At 73.4% G+C, this 14,408-nt stretch carries 17 protein-coding genes; 9 read left to right on the top strand and 8 right to left on the bottom strand.

What is annotated here, in order from left to right; genetic code table 11:
- Positions 1-18 precede the first annotated feature (18 nt).
- From BLU82_RS15255 to BLU82_RS15265, 3 genes are all read right to left on the bottom strand, one after another.
- A complete protein-coding gene (locus BLU82_RS15255) occupies positions 19-936 on the bottom strand; it encodes an ABC transporter permease (RefSeq protein ID WP_092621933.1) in 918 nt (305 codons plus the stop codon).
- Positions 933-1,919, bottom strand: coding sequence for an ABC transporter permease (locus BLU82_RS15260; RefSeq protein WP_157740996.1), 987 nt, complete (start codon positions 1,917-1,919; stop codon positions 933-935). Before BLU82_RS15260 ends, BLU82_RS15255 begins: the two co-directional genes overlap by 4 nt.
- A gap of 120 nt (positions 1,920-2,039) precedes the next feature.
- Positions 2,040-2,852, bottom strand: a complete 813-nt coding sequence (locus BLU82_RS15265; RefSeq protein WP_157740998.1) for an NAD(P)-dependent oxidoreductase — start codon at positions 2,850-2,852, stop codon at positions 2,040-2,042.
- A gap of 97 nt (positions 2,853-2,949) precedes the next feature.
- On the opposite strand from BLU82_RS15265, the gene BLU82_RS34185 reads away from it, so the two are divergent.
- On the top strand, positions 2,950-3,468 hold the full coding sequence (locus BLU82_RS34185) for an N-acetyltransferase (RefSeq protein ID WP_157741000.1): 519 nt from the start codon (positions 2,950-2,952) through the stop codon (positions 3,466-3,468).
- Positions 3,469-3,586: 118 nt separating this feature from the next.
- On the opposite strand, the gene BLU82_RS15275 is transcribed toward BLU82_RS34185, so the two are convergent.
- Positions 3,587-3,781 carry a hypothetical protein gene (locus tag BLU82_RS15275; RefSeq protein WP_092621941.1) on the bottom strand — a complete coding sequence of 65 codons (195 nt, stop codon included), beginning with the start codon at positions 3,779-3,781 and terminating at the stop codon, positions 3,587-3,589.
- Between the two features lie 85 nt (positions 3,782-3,866).
- On the opposite strand from BLU82_RS15275, the gene BLU82_RS15280 reads away from it, so the two are divergent.
- Positions 3,867-4,232: a helix-turn-helix transcriptional regulator gene (locus BLU82_RS15280; protein WP_092621943.1), complete on the top strand. Its 366-nt coding sequence runs from the start codon at positions 3,867-3,869 to the stop codon at positions 4,230-4,232.
- A 4-nt stretch (positions 4,233-4,236) separates the two neighbouring features.
- On the opposite strand, the gene BLU82_RS15285 is transcribed toward BLU82_RS15280, so the two are convergent.
- Both BLU82_RS15285 and BLU82_RS15290 read right to left on the bottom strand, forming a co-directional pair.
- Complete coding sequence (locus BLU82_RS15285; protein WP_197682966.1) at positions 4,237-4,686, bottom strand: GNAT family N-acetyltransferase; 450 nt, start codon at positions 4,684-4,686, stop codon at positions 4,237-4,239.
- 7 nt (positions 4,687-4,693) lie between these two features.
- Positions 4,694-5,038 carry a helix-turn-helix transcriptional regulator gene (locus tag BLU82_RS15290; RefSeq protein WP_197682967.1) on the bottom strand — a complete coding sequence of 115 codons (345 nt, stop codon included), beginning with the start codon at positions 5,036-5,038 and terminating at the stop codon, positions 4,694-4,696.
- Positions 5,039-5,101: 63 nt separating this feature from the next.
- Between BLU82_RS15290 and BLU82_RS15295 the strand changes: the two genes are divergently transcribed.
- From BLU82_RS15295 to BLU82_RS15305, 3 genes are read left to right on the top strand one after another with little or no spacing between them, the layout of a single operon-like run.
- On the top strand, positions 5,102-6,178 hold the full coding sequence (locus BLU82_RS15295) for an NAD(P)/FAD-dependent oxidoreductase (RefSeq protein WP_092621945.1): 1,077 nt from the start codon (positions 5,102-5,104) through the stop codon (positions 6,176-6,178).
- Complete coding sequence (locus BLU82_RS15300; RefSeq protein WP_197682968.1) at positions 6,175-7,431, top strand: MFS transporter; 1,257 nt, start codon at positions 6,175-6,177, stop codon at positions 7,429-7,431. Before BLU82_RS15295 ends, BLU82_RS15300 begins: the two co-directional genes overlap by 4 nt.
- A complete protein-coding gene (locus tag BLU82_RS15305; RefSeq protein WP_092621949.1) occupies positions 7,428-9,044 on the top strand; it encodes an FAD-dependent monooxygenase in 1,617 nt (538 codons plus the stop codon). The genes BLU82_RS15300 and BLU82_RS15305 overlap by 4 nt, the downstream gene beginning before the upstream one ends.
- Here the strand turns inward: BLU82_RS15305 and BLU82_RS15310 are convergent.
- Together BLU82_RS15310 and BLU82_RS15315 are read right to left on the bottom strand one after the other, a co-directional pair.
- Complete coding sequence (locus BLU82_RS15310) at positions 9,041-10,444, bottom strand: FAD-dependent oxidoreductase (protein ID WP_092621951.1); 1,404 nt, start codon at positions 10,442-10,444, stop codon at positions 9,041-9,043. The genes BLU82_RS15305 and BLU82_RS15310 overlap by 4 nt on opposite strands.
- A 9-nt stretch (positions 10,445-10,453) precedes the next feature.
- The gene (locus tag BLU82_RS15315; protein ID WP_092621953.1) at positions 10,454-11,134 is read right to left on the bottom strand and encodes an aquaporin; all 681 of its coding nucleotides are present in this window, start codon (positions 11,132-11,134) and stop codon (positions 10,454-10,456) included.
- 49 nt (positions 11,135-11,183) lie between these two features.
- On the opposite strand from BLU82_RS15315, the gene BLU82_RS15320 reads away from it, so the two are divergent.
- From BLU82_RS15320 to BLU82_RS15335, 4 genes are all read left to right on the top strand, one after another.
- A complete protein-coding gene (locus BLU82_RS15320) occupies positions 11,184-11,855 on the top strand; it encodes a helix-turn-helix domain-containing protein (RefSeq protein WP_092621955.1) in 672 nt (223 codons plus the stop codon).
- A 12-nt stretch (positions 11,856-11,867) separates the two neighbouring features.
- Positions 11,868-12,515 (top strand): arsenate reductase ArsC, encoded by a 648-nt coding sequence (locus tag BLU82_RS15325; RefSeq protein ID WP_092621957.1) that lies wholly within the window; start codon positions 11,868-11,870, stop codon positions 12,513-12,515.
- A 114-nt stretch (positions 12,516-12,629) separates the two neighbouring features.
- Entirely contained in the window at positions 12,630-13,394 is a 765-nt protein-coding gene (locus tag BLU82_RS15330) for a GntR family transcriptional regulator (RefSeq protein WP_092621959.1), read from the top strand.
- A gap of 6 nt (positions 13,395-13,400) precedes the next feature.
- Positions 13,401-14,147 (top strand): sulfite exporter TauE/SafE family protein, encoded by a 747-nt coding sequence (locus BLU82_RS15335; protein ID WP_092621961.1) that lies wholly within the window; start codon positions 13,401-13,403, stop codon positions 14,145-14,147.
- Positions 14,148-14,408: the final 261 nt, after the last annotated feature.

Below are 14,408 nucleotides of genomic sequence, written 5' to 3' on the forward strand. Positions count from 1 at the left end.
CTCCGTCTCGTCGAAGGGTCAGAGGTGGCTGCTCGTCGGCCGCAGCGCGCGGTTGAGTCCGTCACCGACGAAGTTGGCGGCGAGCACGACGAGGAAGATCACGACGCCGGCCGGAACGCTCATCCACCACGCGGAGAGGTCGCGCTGGGCCTGCTGGAGGATGTCGCCCCAGCTGAGGTTGGTCGGGTCGCCAAGACCGAGGAATGCCAGCCCGGCCTGCAGCAGGATCGCGCTGCCGAGGTCGATGGTCGCCTGCACGATCAGCGGCGGCAGCGCGTTGGGCAGGACGTCGGACATGATGATCCGCCGGTTCGAATGGCCCACCGTCCGCGCGGCCGCCACCATGTCCGTCGTCATGATCCGCAGCACCTCGCCGCGCACCAGCCTGGCCATCTGCGGCCACAGCGCCATCACCAGGGCGGCGCAGATGTAGGCGAGGTTCGCGCCGAGCACGGCGACGATGATCAGCGCCAGCGCGAAGCTCGGGATCACCTGGAAGACCTCGGCGATGCGCATGAGCACGGCGTCGACCCGCCCGCCGTAGAACCCGGCGACGGCGCCGACCAGCGAGCCGATCACCAGCGTGCCCAGCCCGGTCACCAGCGCGACGATCAGTGACACGCGGCCGCCGTGGATGATCTGGGAGAGGATGTCGCGGCCGACGGTGTCGGTGCCCAGCAGGTGCTCGCCGCTCGGCGGCTGGAGCAGCGACTGCGAGACCGCCTGCGGGTCGTACGGCGCGATCCAGTCGGCGCCGATGGCCACCAGCGCGACCACGGCCAGGACGACGAGTCCGGCGACGGCCGGCGGGTGACCGAGGAAACGGCGCAGCGCCTGACGTCCGCCCGGAGCCGGCGGACGGCGCCGGCCCGGCCGCCACCGCCGGCCAGGGGGTGTCACGCCCGGCGGCGTGGCGGGCACCAGTTCGACGTTCATGCGCGACCTCCCGCGCCGGCGCCGACCCGGATCCGCGGGTCGACGAGGCCGTAGACCAGATCGGTGACGAGGTTCACCACGACGACCGCGACCGCGATCAGCAGGACGACGCCGATGGTCACCGCGTTGTCGCGGTTGCGGATCGACTCGTAGAGCAGCTGGCCCATGCCCGGCCAGCCGAACACGGTCTCGACCAGCACCGAGCCGGCCAGGATGAAGCCGAAGTTGTAGCCGATGACGGTGACGGCCGGCAGCAGCGAGTTGCGCACCACGTGCCGGCGGATGATCGTCGCCCGGCTGAAGCCCTTGGCCCGGGCGGTCTCCACGTACGGCAGCGTCAGCACGTCGTGCACGCTGGTCCGCACGATGCGCGCCACGACGCCGATCTCCCGCATCGCCAGCACCAGGGCGGGCAGCAACAGGTGCGTCAGCAGGTCCGGCAGCCGGTCCAGGCCCTCGGCGGTCGACCGCGTCGAGTACATGCCCTGCGACGGCAGCACCGACAGCTTGATCGCGAACACCAGCACCAGCATCTGGCCGAGCCAGAACATCGGGATCGAGAGCGAGCCGACGGCGACGCCGGTGACCAGGTGGTCGAGTGCGCGGGAGCGCGAGACGCCGGCCCAGACGCCGACCGCCACGCCGACGATGGCGGCGAACGTCATCGCGGTGACGGTGAGGATGAGCGTGTTGCCGAGCCGGTCGGCGATGAGGTCGGCCACCGGGACCCGGCCGGCCAGCGACTCGCCGAGGTTCAGCGTGAACACCTGCTGCAGGTACTCCCAGTAGCGCACCAGCAGCGGCTGGTCCAGGCCGTAGGCCTCCGTGACCTGGGCGATGTACTCCGGCGTGGCCGGGTAGTCGCCGATGAGCGCCTGGATGGGGTCTCCGGGCGCGAGCTGGAGCAGGAAGAACATCAGCGTCACGACGCCGAAGAGCAGCGGGATCGCGTGCAGGAGCCGGCGTGCGGTGAAGCGGAGCATGAACACCTCGCTCTCGCCTGACGGTGGGGATCCCGGCCAGCGAGCGCGTCCTCGCCGCGCCGCTCCGTAGACCATTGCATACCGAAGTATGCGGCAGCGTACGGCTGCTGCGCTGACGCGTCAAGAGGTCTCCGCGGCCCACCGCATCCTGCGCGCCGCCGCCTCGGCGAGCCACGGCTCGAGACCGGCGGCCGACACCGTCCTGGCCACCTCGTCCAGCTCGGACGCCCGGCGGGCGCCGTGCTCGCGGACCCGGGAGTGCAGGTAGGCCGACAGCGCGCGCCAGTCCGACGTGTCCGGCGTGCCGTCCAGCGACCGCAGCACCTCGTCGACGACGCCGTAGTGGCCGGCGGCCACGGTGCACTCGACCACGAGCGATTCCAGGCCCTTGACGATCAGGCTGCGCAGCATCTTCACCGCCGCCGCCTGCCCCGGCTCGGCGCCGATGACCCGCAGGTTCATCCCCAGGCCGGCACAACGGCGGCGCAGCTCCTCCGCCCCGGCGCCGCTGAGCAGCACCGGCACCCGGTGGCCGTGCGCGGGCACCGCCGCCATGACGGCGCCGTCGGCGAACCGGGCGCCGCTCGGCTCGACCGCCGCGGCCACCCGCCGCTTGGTGTCCGGGCTGGCGGAGTTCCAGTCGGCGTAGACGTGCCCGGGCCGCAACGCACCGGCCAGCACTTCCGCCACCGCCACGGCGGACGACCCGCTGGTCAGCCCGATGACGACGTCGGACCGCGCGGCGAGCTCCGCCGGGTCAGCCACCAGCGTGACACCGCCCGCCGCCGCGCGCTCGCGCACCGTCGCGTCGCCGGCCCGGGCGTCGAACGCGTACAGCCGGGCCGCGGACCCGGACAGGCCGGCGGCGATCGCGCCGGCCGCCTCCCCCAGGCCCACGAACCCCAGCCGGACGATGTCGCGCGCGAGTTCCATGGAGCCCCTTCCGCCGGCCGAACGTGGCGGACACCATCGCATACCGGCGTACACAAGGGAAGGCTCGTCCTTGCCGCGCCTGCTGGCTTGCCGGGTTGTGACCATTCGGCGTGCCACGCTCGACGACCAGGCGGCGATGCGCGACGTGTGCCTGCGCACGGGCCACGGCGGCCAGGACGCGACCGGATCCTGGTCGGACGACGGCCTGCGGCCCGACGCCTTTCTCGAACCGTACGTGCGGTACCCGGCCAGCCGGTGCTGGGTCGTCGACGACGGCGCGGGGACCGCCGCGGCGGCGCGACCGGCAGCCGGGCCAGGCCTGCTCCACGACGCCGGCACCCTCCCCGATCGCATGCTGGACGACGCGTCAGCGCCGCTCCCGGCCCACCTGCACGTCGATATGCTCCCCGAGCTCCAGCGACGGGGCCACGGGCGGCGGCTCATGCGAGCGCTCGGGGAATCGCTGGCGGCCGACGGTGTGCCGGGCGTGCACCTGCGCGTCGGCGACGGCAACCAGGTCGCCGTCGCGTCCTGTCGCCGGCTCGGCTTCGACGAGCGGCACGACGACGACGGCTACCTGATGACGATCGCGTCGCAACGCCTCGCCGCGCTCTGATCCCGCCCGGCGCGCCGTCTCATCCCGTTCAGCAGCAACCGGAGTCGCAGCAGTCCGTGGTCTGGTCGTCGCAGCAGTCCATGGTGATCACCTCCCCTCGGTCAGGCCGGCAGCGCGGTCAGGACGGCGCGCAGCAGGCGGCGCCCCGGGCGGCGGACCGCCCCCTCCAGCCGTCACGCACGCGCGACACGGCGCGGCCCAGGGCACTCACCCGGCAGCAGGTCGCCAACGCGACCAGGCGGGCACGGGCGGCCTCGGCGATCAGGTCGCGCCGGCGCTCGGCGGCCATCGTCTCGGGCAGGTACGGGTCCATGACGCCTCCTTGTTTCGACATTCATCTAATCACTGATTCGAAGATTTTGGAAATAGCCGACGGTCCCGGGTAGCCTGGAGCCACCATGACCAGCCCCACCATCAGTCCCGTCGCACCGGGGAACGCCCGCACCCTCCCGGTGCTGACCGACTGCTGCACGCCCAGCTCCGCCGTGAGCGACGACGACGCGTCGCTGCTCGCCGGTATGTTCAAGGCGCTGGCCGACCCAGCCCGGGTGAAGATCCTGTCGATGCTGCTCAACGCCGACGAGGTCTGCGCCTGCGACTTCTCGGCGAGCATCGGCAAGACGGCGGCCACCACCAGCCACCACCTGAAGCTGCTGCGCGACGCCGGACTGATCACCGGCGACCGCCGCGGCACCTGGGTCTACTACCGGGTCATCCCGGAGCGCCTCGCCGCCATCCGCGACGCCCTGTCGCTGGGCCGGTGAAGCGCTAGTCCGGCTGGACGTAGAGAGGTCGCCTCCACGGCGCTTGCTCTGGGTGTTCGTACCGTTCCCAACCGAGGGATGCCCAGAACCCGTCAGCTTCCTCACTGAATGCCACCAGGCGACGGCTTGGGTTGGCAGCTGACAGAAGCGCGATCACCTGGGTGCCGACACCCTTGCCGCGATGGGCGGGCGCAACTTCGATGAACTGGATCTCCAACGCGATGGCACCAAGCCTTGACGCACCGAACTCGTGCGCGAAGTCGGCCCGGTCGTCGAGTTCGACGCGGGCGACCTCGACACCATTCAGTCGCACTTCAAGGTAGGTCGCACCGTCATCGAAGAGCCGCGGCTCGTTCCACCAGCGCTTATTGAAGTGCTCACTCTGCTCGAACCGCTGCCAGACGTAACGGCTCTCGCTGGACAGTCGCTTCTTCTCAATCAGCTCAAGGTCCATGACAGGCTCAGCAGCAGACCCTGAGGTAGTTCTGCAGGTCCTCGAGCGCGCGGGCCATGCCGTCCTTGTCGGCGCGGTAGTAGACGGCCTTGCCGTCACGGCGGGAGGTGACGATGCCACCGCGGCGCATCAGCTGCAGCTGCTGCGACGCGGTCGACTGGCCGATGCCGGCCTGTTCGGCGATCTCGTTCACCGACAGCTCGGCGCCGCGCGCGAACAGCAGCATGATCTTCTGCCGGGCCGGACTGGCCAGCGCCTTGAGGAACTCGTGCGTGGCATCGCTCAGCTCGACCAGGTCATCGGTCACCAGCGGCAACGACCGGCGCTCCCCCGCCTGCACGACATCGTCCACACGTCGAGCATACGCAACGTATCGTCATTTTGACATATCGCGATTCGACGATACGTTGTCGTCGTGACCCCAACACATCCTGTGATCGTCGTCGGCGCCGGCCAGTCCGGGCTCGCCGCGGCCCGCGCCGCTCGCGACGCCGGCCTGCACCCCGTCGTCCTGGAGGCCGGTGACCGCCCGGCCGGTTCCTGGCCGCACTACTACGACAGCCTGCGGGCATTCTCCCCCGCCCGCTACAGCGCCATGCCGGGCTTCCCGCTGGACGGCGACCCCGACCGCTACCCCACCCGCGACGAGGTCGCCGACTATCTCGACCGGTACGCGCAACACCTCGGCGTCGACATCCGCACCCGCACTCGGGTGACGACCGTCGAGGCCGACGGCCCGGGGTTCGTCGTGCACACCGCCGGCGGCGACGCCCTGCCGGCCGCGGGCGTCGTCGCGGCGTCCGGGTCGTTCGGCAACCCCACCATTCCGGACCTGCCCGGACGCAAGACGTTCACCGGCGAGCTGCGCCACGTCGCGGACTACCGCAACCCGGCCCCGTACGCGGGCCGACGGATCGTCGTGGTCGGCGGCGGCAACTCCGGCGTCCAGATCGCCGACGAGCTCGCCGGCGTCGCCGACCTCACCCTCGCCACGCTCGCGCCCATCTCGTTCCTCCCGCAGACGATCCGCGGCCGCGACCTGCACCACTGGCTGGAGGTCACCCATTTCGACCACCTGCCCGCGGCCTGGCTGCGCCACCTCGTGCGCAAGCCGCTGGTGCTCGATACCGGCCGCTACCGCGACGGCATCGAGTCCGGCCGCATCGACCGCCGCGCGATGTTCACCGCCTTCGACGGCGACGGCGTCGTGTGGGCGGACGGCGAGCGCGAGCACGTCGACGCCGTCATCTTCGCCACCGGTTACCGGCCGGCCGTCGGCTACCTCCGCTCCCTCGGCGCGCTGGACGAGCACGGCCTGCCGCTGCATGCCGAGGGCATCTCGACGACGCACCCGGGCCTGGTCTACCTGGGCCTGGAGTTCCAGCGCTCGTTCTCGTCCAACACCGTGCGCGGCGTCGGCCGCGACGCCGACCATGTCGTGCGGCCGCTGGCCGCCCACGTCCAGCAGGCACACGCGATCATCGGCCTGTGAGACCAGCCCGCCCGCCCGGGGACCCGCGCAGCGCCCAGCGCGCCGGTCCCCGCGGCGTGCTGGCCGCGCTGTGCCTGACCCAGATCGTCGGCTGGGGCGTGCTGTACTACTCGTTCCCGGTCGCGCTGCCGGCCATCACCGCGGACACCGGCTGGTCCGAGTCGTCCACGACCGCGGCCTTCTCCGCCGCGCTCGTGGTCGCGGCCGTCGCCGGCATCGCCGTCGGCCGGATCATCGACCGGCACGGCCCGCGCTGGGTGATGACGCTCGGGTCGGTCGTCGGTGTCGCGGCGACCCTCGGCGTCGCCGCCGCGCCGGGCATCGGCTGGTTCGCGGCCGCCTGGGTGGTCGCCGGGCTCGCCCAGGCCGCCACGCTGTACGCGGCCGCGTTCACCGCGCTGACCCGCTGGTACGGGCCCGCGCGGATCCGCGCGCTGACCGTCCTGACGCTGGTCGCCGGTCTCTCCAGTACCATCTTCGCCCCGGCCACCGCGGCCCTTCTCGACCACGCCGGCTGGCGGCAGACCTACGTCGCGCTGGCCGTGCTGCTGGCCGTCACCACCGTCCCCGGCCACGCCCTCGGTCTCGCCGCACCCTGGCCCGCACACGAGCACGCGACCCATCCACGACCACGCGACGGCCACGTCCGCGCGGTGGCCACCAGCCCGGCGTTCGTCTGCCTCACGGCCGCCTCGGCGCTGACCGCCTTCGCGATGTTCGCCGCGACGATCCACCTCATCCCGCTGCTCACCGGCCGCGGGCTGTCCATGACGCTGGCCGCCTGGGCGCTCGGCCTGTCCGGCGCCGGGCAACTGCTCGGCCGCGTCGGCTACGCCCCGCTGTCGCGTCGCACCACCCCACGGTTCCGGTCCGTCCTCATCCTGGCCGCCGTCGCCGCCGCCATCGCCGTCACCGGTCTGCTCCCCGGACCGGCCGCGGCCCTCGTCGCCGCCAGCATCGTCCTCGGCATCGCCCGCGGCGCCTTCACGCTGTTGCAGTCGACCGCCGTCAGCGACCGCTGGGGCATCACCGGTTTCGGCGCCCTCTACGGCATCCTCAACGCGCCCACCACCGTCGCCATGGCCGTCGCGCCCTGGGCCGGCAGCGCCATCGCCTCCGCCGTCGGCTCGCACCCGGCGATGTTCGCCGTCCTCACCGCCATCGCCGGCGCGGCCGCCGTCGTGGCGCTCGGCACCGAGCCGGGCCGGCGACGTGGACGGGGCCGCGCCACGGTGGCAGGGTGCGACCCATGACGGGTGCGCGTGACGACGGCGTCCTGGACGTCCTCGTCGTCGGCGCCGGGCCCACGGGGCTCGCGCTGGCCGCCGAACTGCGGCGGTACGGCGTGCGCTTCCGGCTCGTCGACCGCGCGCCGGACCGCGTGCACGAGTCGCGCGCGTTGGCCATCCAGCCGCGCACGCTGGAGGTGCTGGCCGGGCTCGGCGTGACCGGCCGACTCGTCGAGCACGGCAACCGCACCGTCCAGCTCCGTCTGCACACCGGACGCCGCACCGTCTCGATGCCACTGTTCGACATCGGCCTCGACGACACCGTCTACCCGTATCTGCTGTTCCTCGCGCAGGCCGAGACCGAGCGCGTCCTCGTCGAGCACCTCGCCCGGCACGGTGTCCGGCCCGAGCGGGGCACCGAGCTCGTCGGGCTGGAGCAGGATGCCGACGGCGTCACCTGCCGGCTGCGCGTCGCCGGCTCGGGCGAGGAGACCGTCACCGCCCGGTACGTCGTCGGCTGCGACGGCGCGCACAGCGCCGTCCGCCGGTGGGCCGGCATCGACTTCGAGGGACTCGCCTACCCGCAGACGTTCGTGCTGGCCGACCTCGAGGCCGACGGCATCGAGCCCGGCGCGGCCCACGCCTTCCTCGGCGGCAACGGCTTGTCGTTCTTCTTCCCGCTCCAGACCCCGGCCTCGTGGCGGCTCCTGGCCATGCGCCCGCCCGGCGGGCCGGCACCCACCGGCCGCCGGGTCGAGCTGAGCGAGCTGCAGACCCTTGCCGATGCGGCCACCGCGTCGACGGTGCGGCTGCACGACTCCGTCTGGGCCACCGACTTCCGCATCGCCAACCGCGGCGCCACCCGGTACCGGTCCAGGCGGGTCCTCCTGGCCGGCGACGCCGCCCACATCCACAGCCCGGCCGGTGCGCAAGGCATGAACACCGGCATCCAGGACTCCGTCAACCTCGGCTGGAAGCTCGGCCTCGTCGTCACCGGCCGCGGCGCCCCGGCGCTGCTGGACACCTACGAGGCCGAGCGCGCGCCGGTCGGACGCCGGGTCCTGCGCTTCACCGACCGCGCCTTCACCATCGGCACGTCGTCGAACCCGCTGATCCGGGCCGCCCGCGGCCACGTCGTTCCCGCTGTCCTGCCGCTGGCGACCCGGTTCCGGCGGGTCCGCGGCTACGGCTTCCGCACGCTCGCCCAGCTCGCGATCCGGTACCGGCACAGCCCGCTGTCGGCGGGCGACCGTCGCCGGTCCGGCCGCGGCCCTCGACCGGGTGACCGGCTCCCCGACGCCCCCGTCACCCATGGCGGCCGGGCGACGACGCTGCACGCCGCCCTCGGAGGCCCCGGCTTCCACCTGCTGCTGTGCAGCCCGGGCGGCGTCTGGCCCGCACCTGCCGGCGCGGACCTCGCGGCCGCCCACCCGGGCCTCGTCACCGTCCACCGCCTCAGCCGCGGCGGCGGGCCGGACGTCCTGGTCGACCACACCGGCCGCGCCGGGCGGCTACTCGGCCTCGGCGGCGATGCGGTCCACCTGCTCATCCGGCCCGACGGCCACCTCGCCCGGCGCGGCGACACCGACCTCACCGCCGTCCGCGACGACCTCGCCCGCTGGCTGCCGACGACCTAGCGACGGGCCAGGGCCCTCGCCTGGGCCGGCAGGCGGTGCTCGCGCACCCACGTCTGCGCCGCCAGCTGCGTGGCGTCCCAGGGCGAGCCCAGCGGCGGCGTGTACGACAGGTCGAGCTCGCTGAAGCCGTCCACCGTCATGCCGTGGAACAGCGCCGTGGCGTAGGTGTCGACGCGCTTGGCCGTCTCGGTGCCGCGCCGCCCCACCAGTTGCGCGCCGAGGAGCAGGCCGGTGTCGGCGTCGCCGGTGATGCGGATGGTGATCGGCTGCGCACCCGGGTAGTACGCCTTGTGGTCGTCGGGGGTGGCGGTGCTGCTCACCGGCGCGAACCCGGCCGCCGTCGCCTCGTGCTCGCGCAGCCCGGTGCGGGCGGCGACCAGGTCGAAGACCTTGACGACCTGGGTGCCGAGGCTGCCGGCGAACCGGGCCGTGCCGCCGAGGGCGTTCTCGCCGGCGACGCGGCCCTGCTTGTGCGCGGTGGTGCCGAGCGGCAGGTAGGTGACGCCGAGCTGACGGTGGTGGGTGACGACGCAGTCGCCCGCGGCCCAGACGTGCGGCAACCCGGTGGCCATGGTCTCGTCGACGACGACGGCGCCGCGCGGCCCGGTTCGTGCCCCGGCCGCCACGAGCAGATCGGTGTCCGGGCGCACCCCGACGACGAGGAGGACGAGGTCGACGTCCCAGGCGAGCGGCGCACCGTCCGGGCCGGCGCCGTCGACGTGCAGGCCCGACGACCCGCGGGAGACGGCGGTGACGGTGGAACGGGTGTGGACGGCGACGCCGTTCCGGTCCAGCTCGGCGCGGACCAGCGCGCCGAGCGACGGGTCGACGGTGGGCAGCACCTCGGGGAGCATCTCGACCTGCGTGACGGCGATGCCGCGGGCGGTGAGGCCCTCGGCCATCTCCAGCCCGACGTAGCCGGCGCCGACGATCAGCGCGGTCGACGGCTTGATGCGGTCCAGGCTCTGCTCGAGCGCGAACGTGTCGCCCATCGAGTGCAGCACGTGCACGCCGTCGGCCGGGCCCAGGTCATCCAGCCCGGCGATGGGCGGGCGCACCGGCAGGGCGCCGGTGCCGACGATCAGCTCGTCATAGCTAAGACTCGTTTCCGCCCCGTCTGGCGTCCGCAGCGCCAGCCGCCGCCCGTCGACGTCGATCGAGGTGACGAGGGTGTCCAGCCGCAGCCGCATGCCGGTGGCCTCGAGATCGGCGTGGGTCCGGTGCGCCAGGTTCGACCAGTGCCCGACCTCACCGGACACGTAGTACGGGATGCCGCAGATGGAGAAGTTCGGGTAGGCGTCGGCGACCACCACGGTGACCTCGGCCGACGGGTCCAGCTCGCGGGCGCGCAGCGCGGCGGAGATGCCGGCGTCGCTGCCGCCGATGGCGACGATGTGCATGGATACCTCTCAGAGTCGGACCCGCGCGGGCGCGGGATAGAGGGCGAGAACGAGCAGGACGCCGACGGCGGCGCCCACCACCTGGGCGGCGACGAAGGCCGGCGCCGACGACGGTGCGATGCCGGCGAAGGTGTCGGAGAAGATCCGGCCGACTGTGACAGCCGGGTTGGCGAACGAGGTGGAGCTGGTGAACCAGTACGCCGCCCCGATGTAGGCGCCGACGGCCGGGGCGACGAGCGCGGAACGGCCGGACCGGACGAGCGCGAAGATCAGCAGCACCAGCCCGGCCGTCGCCACCACCTCACCGACCAGCAGGCCGGTGCCGGTGCGCTCCGTCGTCGCCAGCCCGGCGTCGACGGAGAACATGACGTTCGCCAGCAGCGCTCCGCCGATGCCACCGGCACCCTGCGCGACGACGTACGCGGCGACCTCCGTCGGCGAGGTGCCGGCGCCGGACCGGCGCCCCAGCCACCAGCCGGCCAGGGTGACCACCGGGTTGAGGTGCGCCCCGGACACCGGACCGAACAGCAGGATCAGCACCGCCAGCCCCAGCACGGTCGCGGTGCTGTTCTGCAGCAGCTGCAGCCCCACGTCATCCGGGGACAGACGCTGAGCGGCGATCCCCGACCCCACGACCACCGTCACCAGCAACCCCGTGCCGAGGAACTCGGCCAGCAGTCGTCGCGTCATCACGCCGCCATCCTTGACGACGCGAGATAGCTCAGTCAAGATTGAGGCAATGAACGCTGAGCGAACAGCCCTGGAGCGGCGGGCCGCCAAGCACGCGGCGCTGTCCGACCCGTCCCGGCTGCACATCGTCGACCTGCTCAGCCTCGGCGACCTCTCCCCCAGCGAACTGCAGGCCAGGCTCGCGATGCCGTCGAACCTGCTCGCCCACCACCTCAAGACCCTGGAAGCCGCCGGTCTGCTCGCCCGGGGCCGCTCCGAGGCCGACCGGCGGCGCAGCTACGTCCGGCTCACCCCCGGCGCGCTCGACGGCCTCGTTCCCGGCGCCGCCGGCCACGCCCACCGGGTGGTGTTCGTCTGCACCGCCAACTCCGCCCGCTCGCAGCTCGCGGCCGCGCTCTGGCGGCGCGCGAGCGCCATCCCCTCCACGTCCGCCGGCACCCATCCGGCCGGCCAGGTCGACCCCGGCGCCGTCGCGGCGGCCCGGCGCCACCGCCTGCCGCTGCGCGCGACCCGGCCGCGGCGGCTGGCCGACATCGCCGGCGACGACGACTTCGTCATCACCGTCTGCGACCACGCCCACGAGGAACTCGGCGACCGCGGCGACCTGCACTGGTCCGTCCCCGATCCCGTCCGCGCCGGTACCGACGACGCCTTCGACGCCACCCTCACCGCGCTCACCGACCGCGTCCACGCCCTCGCACCACGCCTCGCCGCGTCCTGAAGGAGACCCGCCATGTCGCACACCGGCGAACGAGAGCCGCTCACCCTCGACCAGCGACACGCGCTCACCACCGCCGCCACCCGGCTGGCCGGCGAGTTCGACGGCACCTTCGGGGAGGCGACGATCGAACGGTTCCTGCACACCTCCTACGACCAGTTCGCCGGCCGAGCCGTCGTCGCCAACTTCCTCCCGCTGCTCGCCGAACGGTTCGCCCGGCAACGCCTCACGGCGCTCGCCCGCGTCGAGGGACACGGCCACGACGGCCGGCCCACCGTGCTGTTCCTGTGCGTGCACAACGCCGGCCGGTCCCAGATGGCACTCGGGTTCTTCCAGCACCACGCCGGCGACGACGCCATCGCCTGGTCCGGCGGCTCCGAGCCCGGCGACCGGGTCAACCCGGTCGCCGTCGCCGCCATGGCCGAACGCGGCATCGACATCGCCGCCGAGTTCCCCAAGCCCTGGACCGACGAGATCGTCCGCGCCGCCGACGTCGTCGTCACCATGGGCTGCGGCGACGCCTGCCCCGTTTTCCCCGGCAAGCGCTACGAGGACTGGACCCTCGACGACCCCGCGGGCCAGGACCTCGCCGCCGTCCGTCCCATCCGCGACGACATCGAGCGTCGCGTCCTCACCCTCCTCGACGAGCTCCGCCGAGCCTGAGCGGGGCCTGGCGGAACGCCGGGGTCCCCCGTCGCTGCCGCTGGTCAGGCGTTCGCCCTGGTCATCACGGGTGGCGTAACTCCGGCGTAACACGCCACCGCCTAGCGTGGGAGCGTGAGCCAGCACAGCGAACGGTCGAAGTGGGTGTCGTCGCGGCCGCGGGCCGAGCGGGCCCGGCAGGTCGCCGACAACCTCCGGCAGCAGATCACGGCCGGCGTCTACCCCGACGGCAGGCTGCCCGACGAACCGACACTCGGACGCCGGCTGGGCGCGTCACGCAACGCCGTCCGCGAGGCGCTGGACCTGCTGCGCGCGGAAGGACTCATCAGCCGCCGGCGCGGGGTCGGCACGTCGGTCGTCGCGGCAAAGCTCGGGCACGGGCTGGACCGCCTCGCCGGCCTGGCCGAGACCCTGGTCGGCCACGGGACCGTCACCAACGAGGTCCGCGTCGCCGAGGTCGTCGCCGATCCGCCGGCGGCCATCGCGGACCGGCTCGGGGCGGCGACGGGCGACGGCGTGGTCCGCATCGAGCGGCTGCGCCACCTCGACGGCCGGCCGCTGTCGCTCGACACCAGCTACCTCGTCGCCGACGTCGGACGCCGGGTGCTCGAGGCCGACCTCGTGCATCGGGACGTCTTCGCCGTGATCGAGGAGGTGGCCGGCTGCCGGCTGGACCGCGCCGAGGTCGCGGTGCACGCGGTGAACGCCGACGCCGACACCGCCCGGCTGCTGGAGATCCCGGCGGGCGCCGCGGTGTTCGCCATCGAGCGGAGCACCTTCCTGCCCGGCGGCCGGCTGGTCGACGTCGAGTCGATCCGCATCCGCGCCGACCGGCTGATCCTGCGGGCGACCGCCTACCGCGGCCCGGCCGCCGGCTGACGCGGCATGCCTGACCCCCTGCTCGTCCTGCTGGCGTCGTTCGGGCTGATCGGCGGCATCGGGATCGCCGCCGTCGGCCCGGGCGGCGTGCTGCCCACGACCGGCCTGTTCCTGCTGACCAACCTCACCCCGTCAGAGGTCGCGGGGACGGCGATCGTCACCCACGTCGCCACCGGCGCGCTCGCGACGGCGGCGTACGCCCGCTCCGGGCACCTCACCGAGCCGCACACCCGGCGCGCCGCGCTCGTCCTGGCCGCCGCCGCGGTGGCCGGTGCTCCGGCCGGTGTGCTGATCAACTCGGCCATCTCCAGCGACGTCTTCGGGCTGATCCTCGCGGCCCTCATGGTCGTGGCCGCCGCGCTGGTGTGGCGGCGTGAACGGCGCCGCGAGCCGTCGCCGGCGCCGCCGCCCGCGGTCGTCGCCGGGATCGGACTGGCCGTCGCGGTGGTGTCCGGCGTCGTGGGCATCGGCGGCCCGATGCTGGCCGTTCCCCTGCTCGTCGCGGCCGGCGTGCCGTTGCTCGAGTCGCTGGCCGCCGCCCAGGTCCAGTCGATCGTCATCGCCGGCACGGGCACGGCCGGCTACCTCGCCGCCGGCGCCGTCGACTGGCCGCTCGCGGCGCTCATCGGCGTCCCCTCACTCGCCGGCGTGCTGCTCGGATGGAAGATCGCGAGGACCCTGCCGACCCGTCAGCTCGCCACCGCCCTCGTCGTCTCGCTCCTCGTCCTCGCCCCGTTCGTCGCCTTCGGCTGACGCAGCCGACGAGCATGTCGAGAACGAGGGAAGGCTCAGGCCCCTGAGTCACAGGCACTTCTGAACGATGGCGGCCATGACCTCTGAAGACCCTCAACCACGTCTGCATCACCATCGCCGACCTCGACCGGGTGACGGCGTTCTTCGTCAGCTCCGTTCCCCGCGGCGGCACCTGGCGCAAGTTCGCGCGCTTCATCGCGCCCACCCACGATCCCCGGCTCGCCCACCGCCATGGCCCACGTGCGCGCGGCCCGGAAAGCA

The sequence above is a fragment of the Jiangella sp. DSM 45060 genome (assembly GCF_900105175.1).
Lineage (GTDB): Bacteria > Actinomycetota > Actinomycetes > Jiangellales > Jiangellaceae > Jiangella.

Coding starts and splice junctions, on each gene's coding strand:
- BLU82_RS15255 (WP_092621933.1), bottom strand. CDS start 936: ATGAACGTCGAACTGGTGCCCGCCACGCCGCCGGGCGTGACACCCCCT.
- BLU82_RS15260 (WP_157740996.1), bottom strand. CDS start 1,919: ATGCTCCGCTTCACCGCACGCCGGCTCCTGCACGCGATCCCGCTGCTC.
- BLU82_RS15265 (WP_157740998.1), bottom strand. CDS start 2,852: ATGGAACTCGCGCGCGACATCGTCCGGCTGGGGTTCGTGGGCCTGGGG.
- BLU82_RS15275 (WP_092621941.1), bottom strand. CDS start 3,781: ATGGACCCGTACCTGCCCGAGACGATGGCCGCCGAGCGCCGGCGCGAC.
- BLU82_RS15280 (WP_092621943.1), top strand. CDS start 3,867: ATGACCAGCCCCACCATCAGTCCCGTCGCACCGGGGAACGCCCGCACC.
- BLU82_RS15285 (WP_197682966.1), bottom strand. CDS start 4,686: ATGGACCTTGAGCTGATTGAGAAGAAGCGACTGTCCAGCGAGAGCCGT.
- BLU82_RS15305 (WP_092621949.1), top strand. CDS start 7,428: ATGACGGGTGCGCGTGACGACGGCGTCCTGGACGTCCTCGTCGTCGGC.
- BLU82_RS15310 (WP_092621951.1), bottom strand. CDS start 10,444: ATGCACATCGTCGCCATCGGCGGCAGCGACGCCGGCATCTCCGCCGCG.
- BLU82_RS15315 (WP_092621953.1), bottom strand. CDS start 11,134: ATGACGCGACGACTGCTGGCCGAGTTCCTCGGCACGGGGTTGCTGGTG.
- BLU82_RS15320 (WP_092621955.1), top strand. CDS start 11,184: ATGAACGCTGAGCGAACAGCCCTGGAGCGGCGGGCCGCCAAGCACGCG.
- BLU82_RS15325 (WP_092621957.1), top strand. CDS start 11,868: ATGTCGCACACCGGCGAACGAGAGCCGCTCACCCTCGACCAGCGACAC.
- BLU82_RS15335 (WP_092621961.1), top strand. CDS start 13,401: ATGCCTGACCCCCTGCTCGTCCTGCTGGCGTCGTTCGGGCTGATCGGC.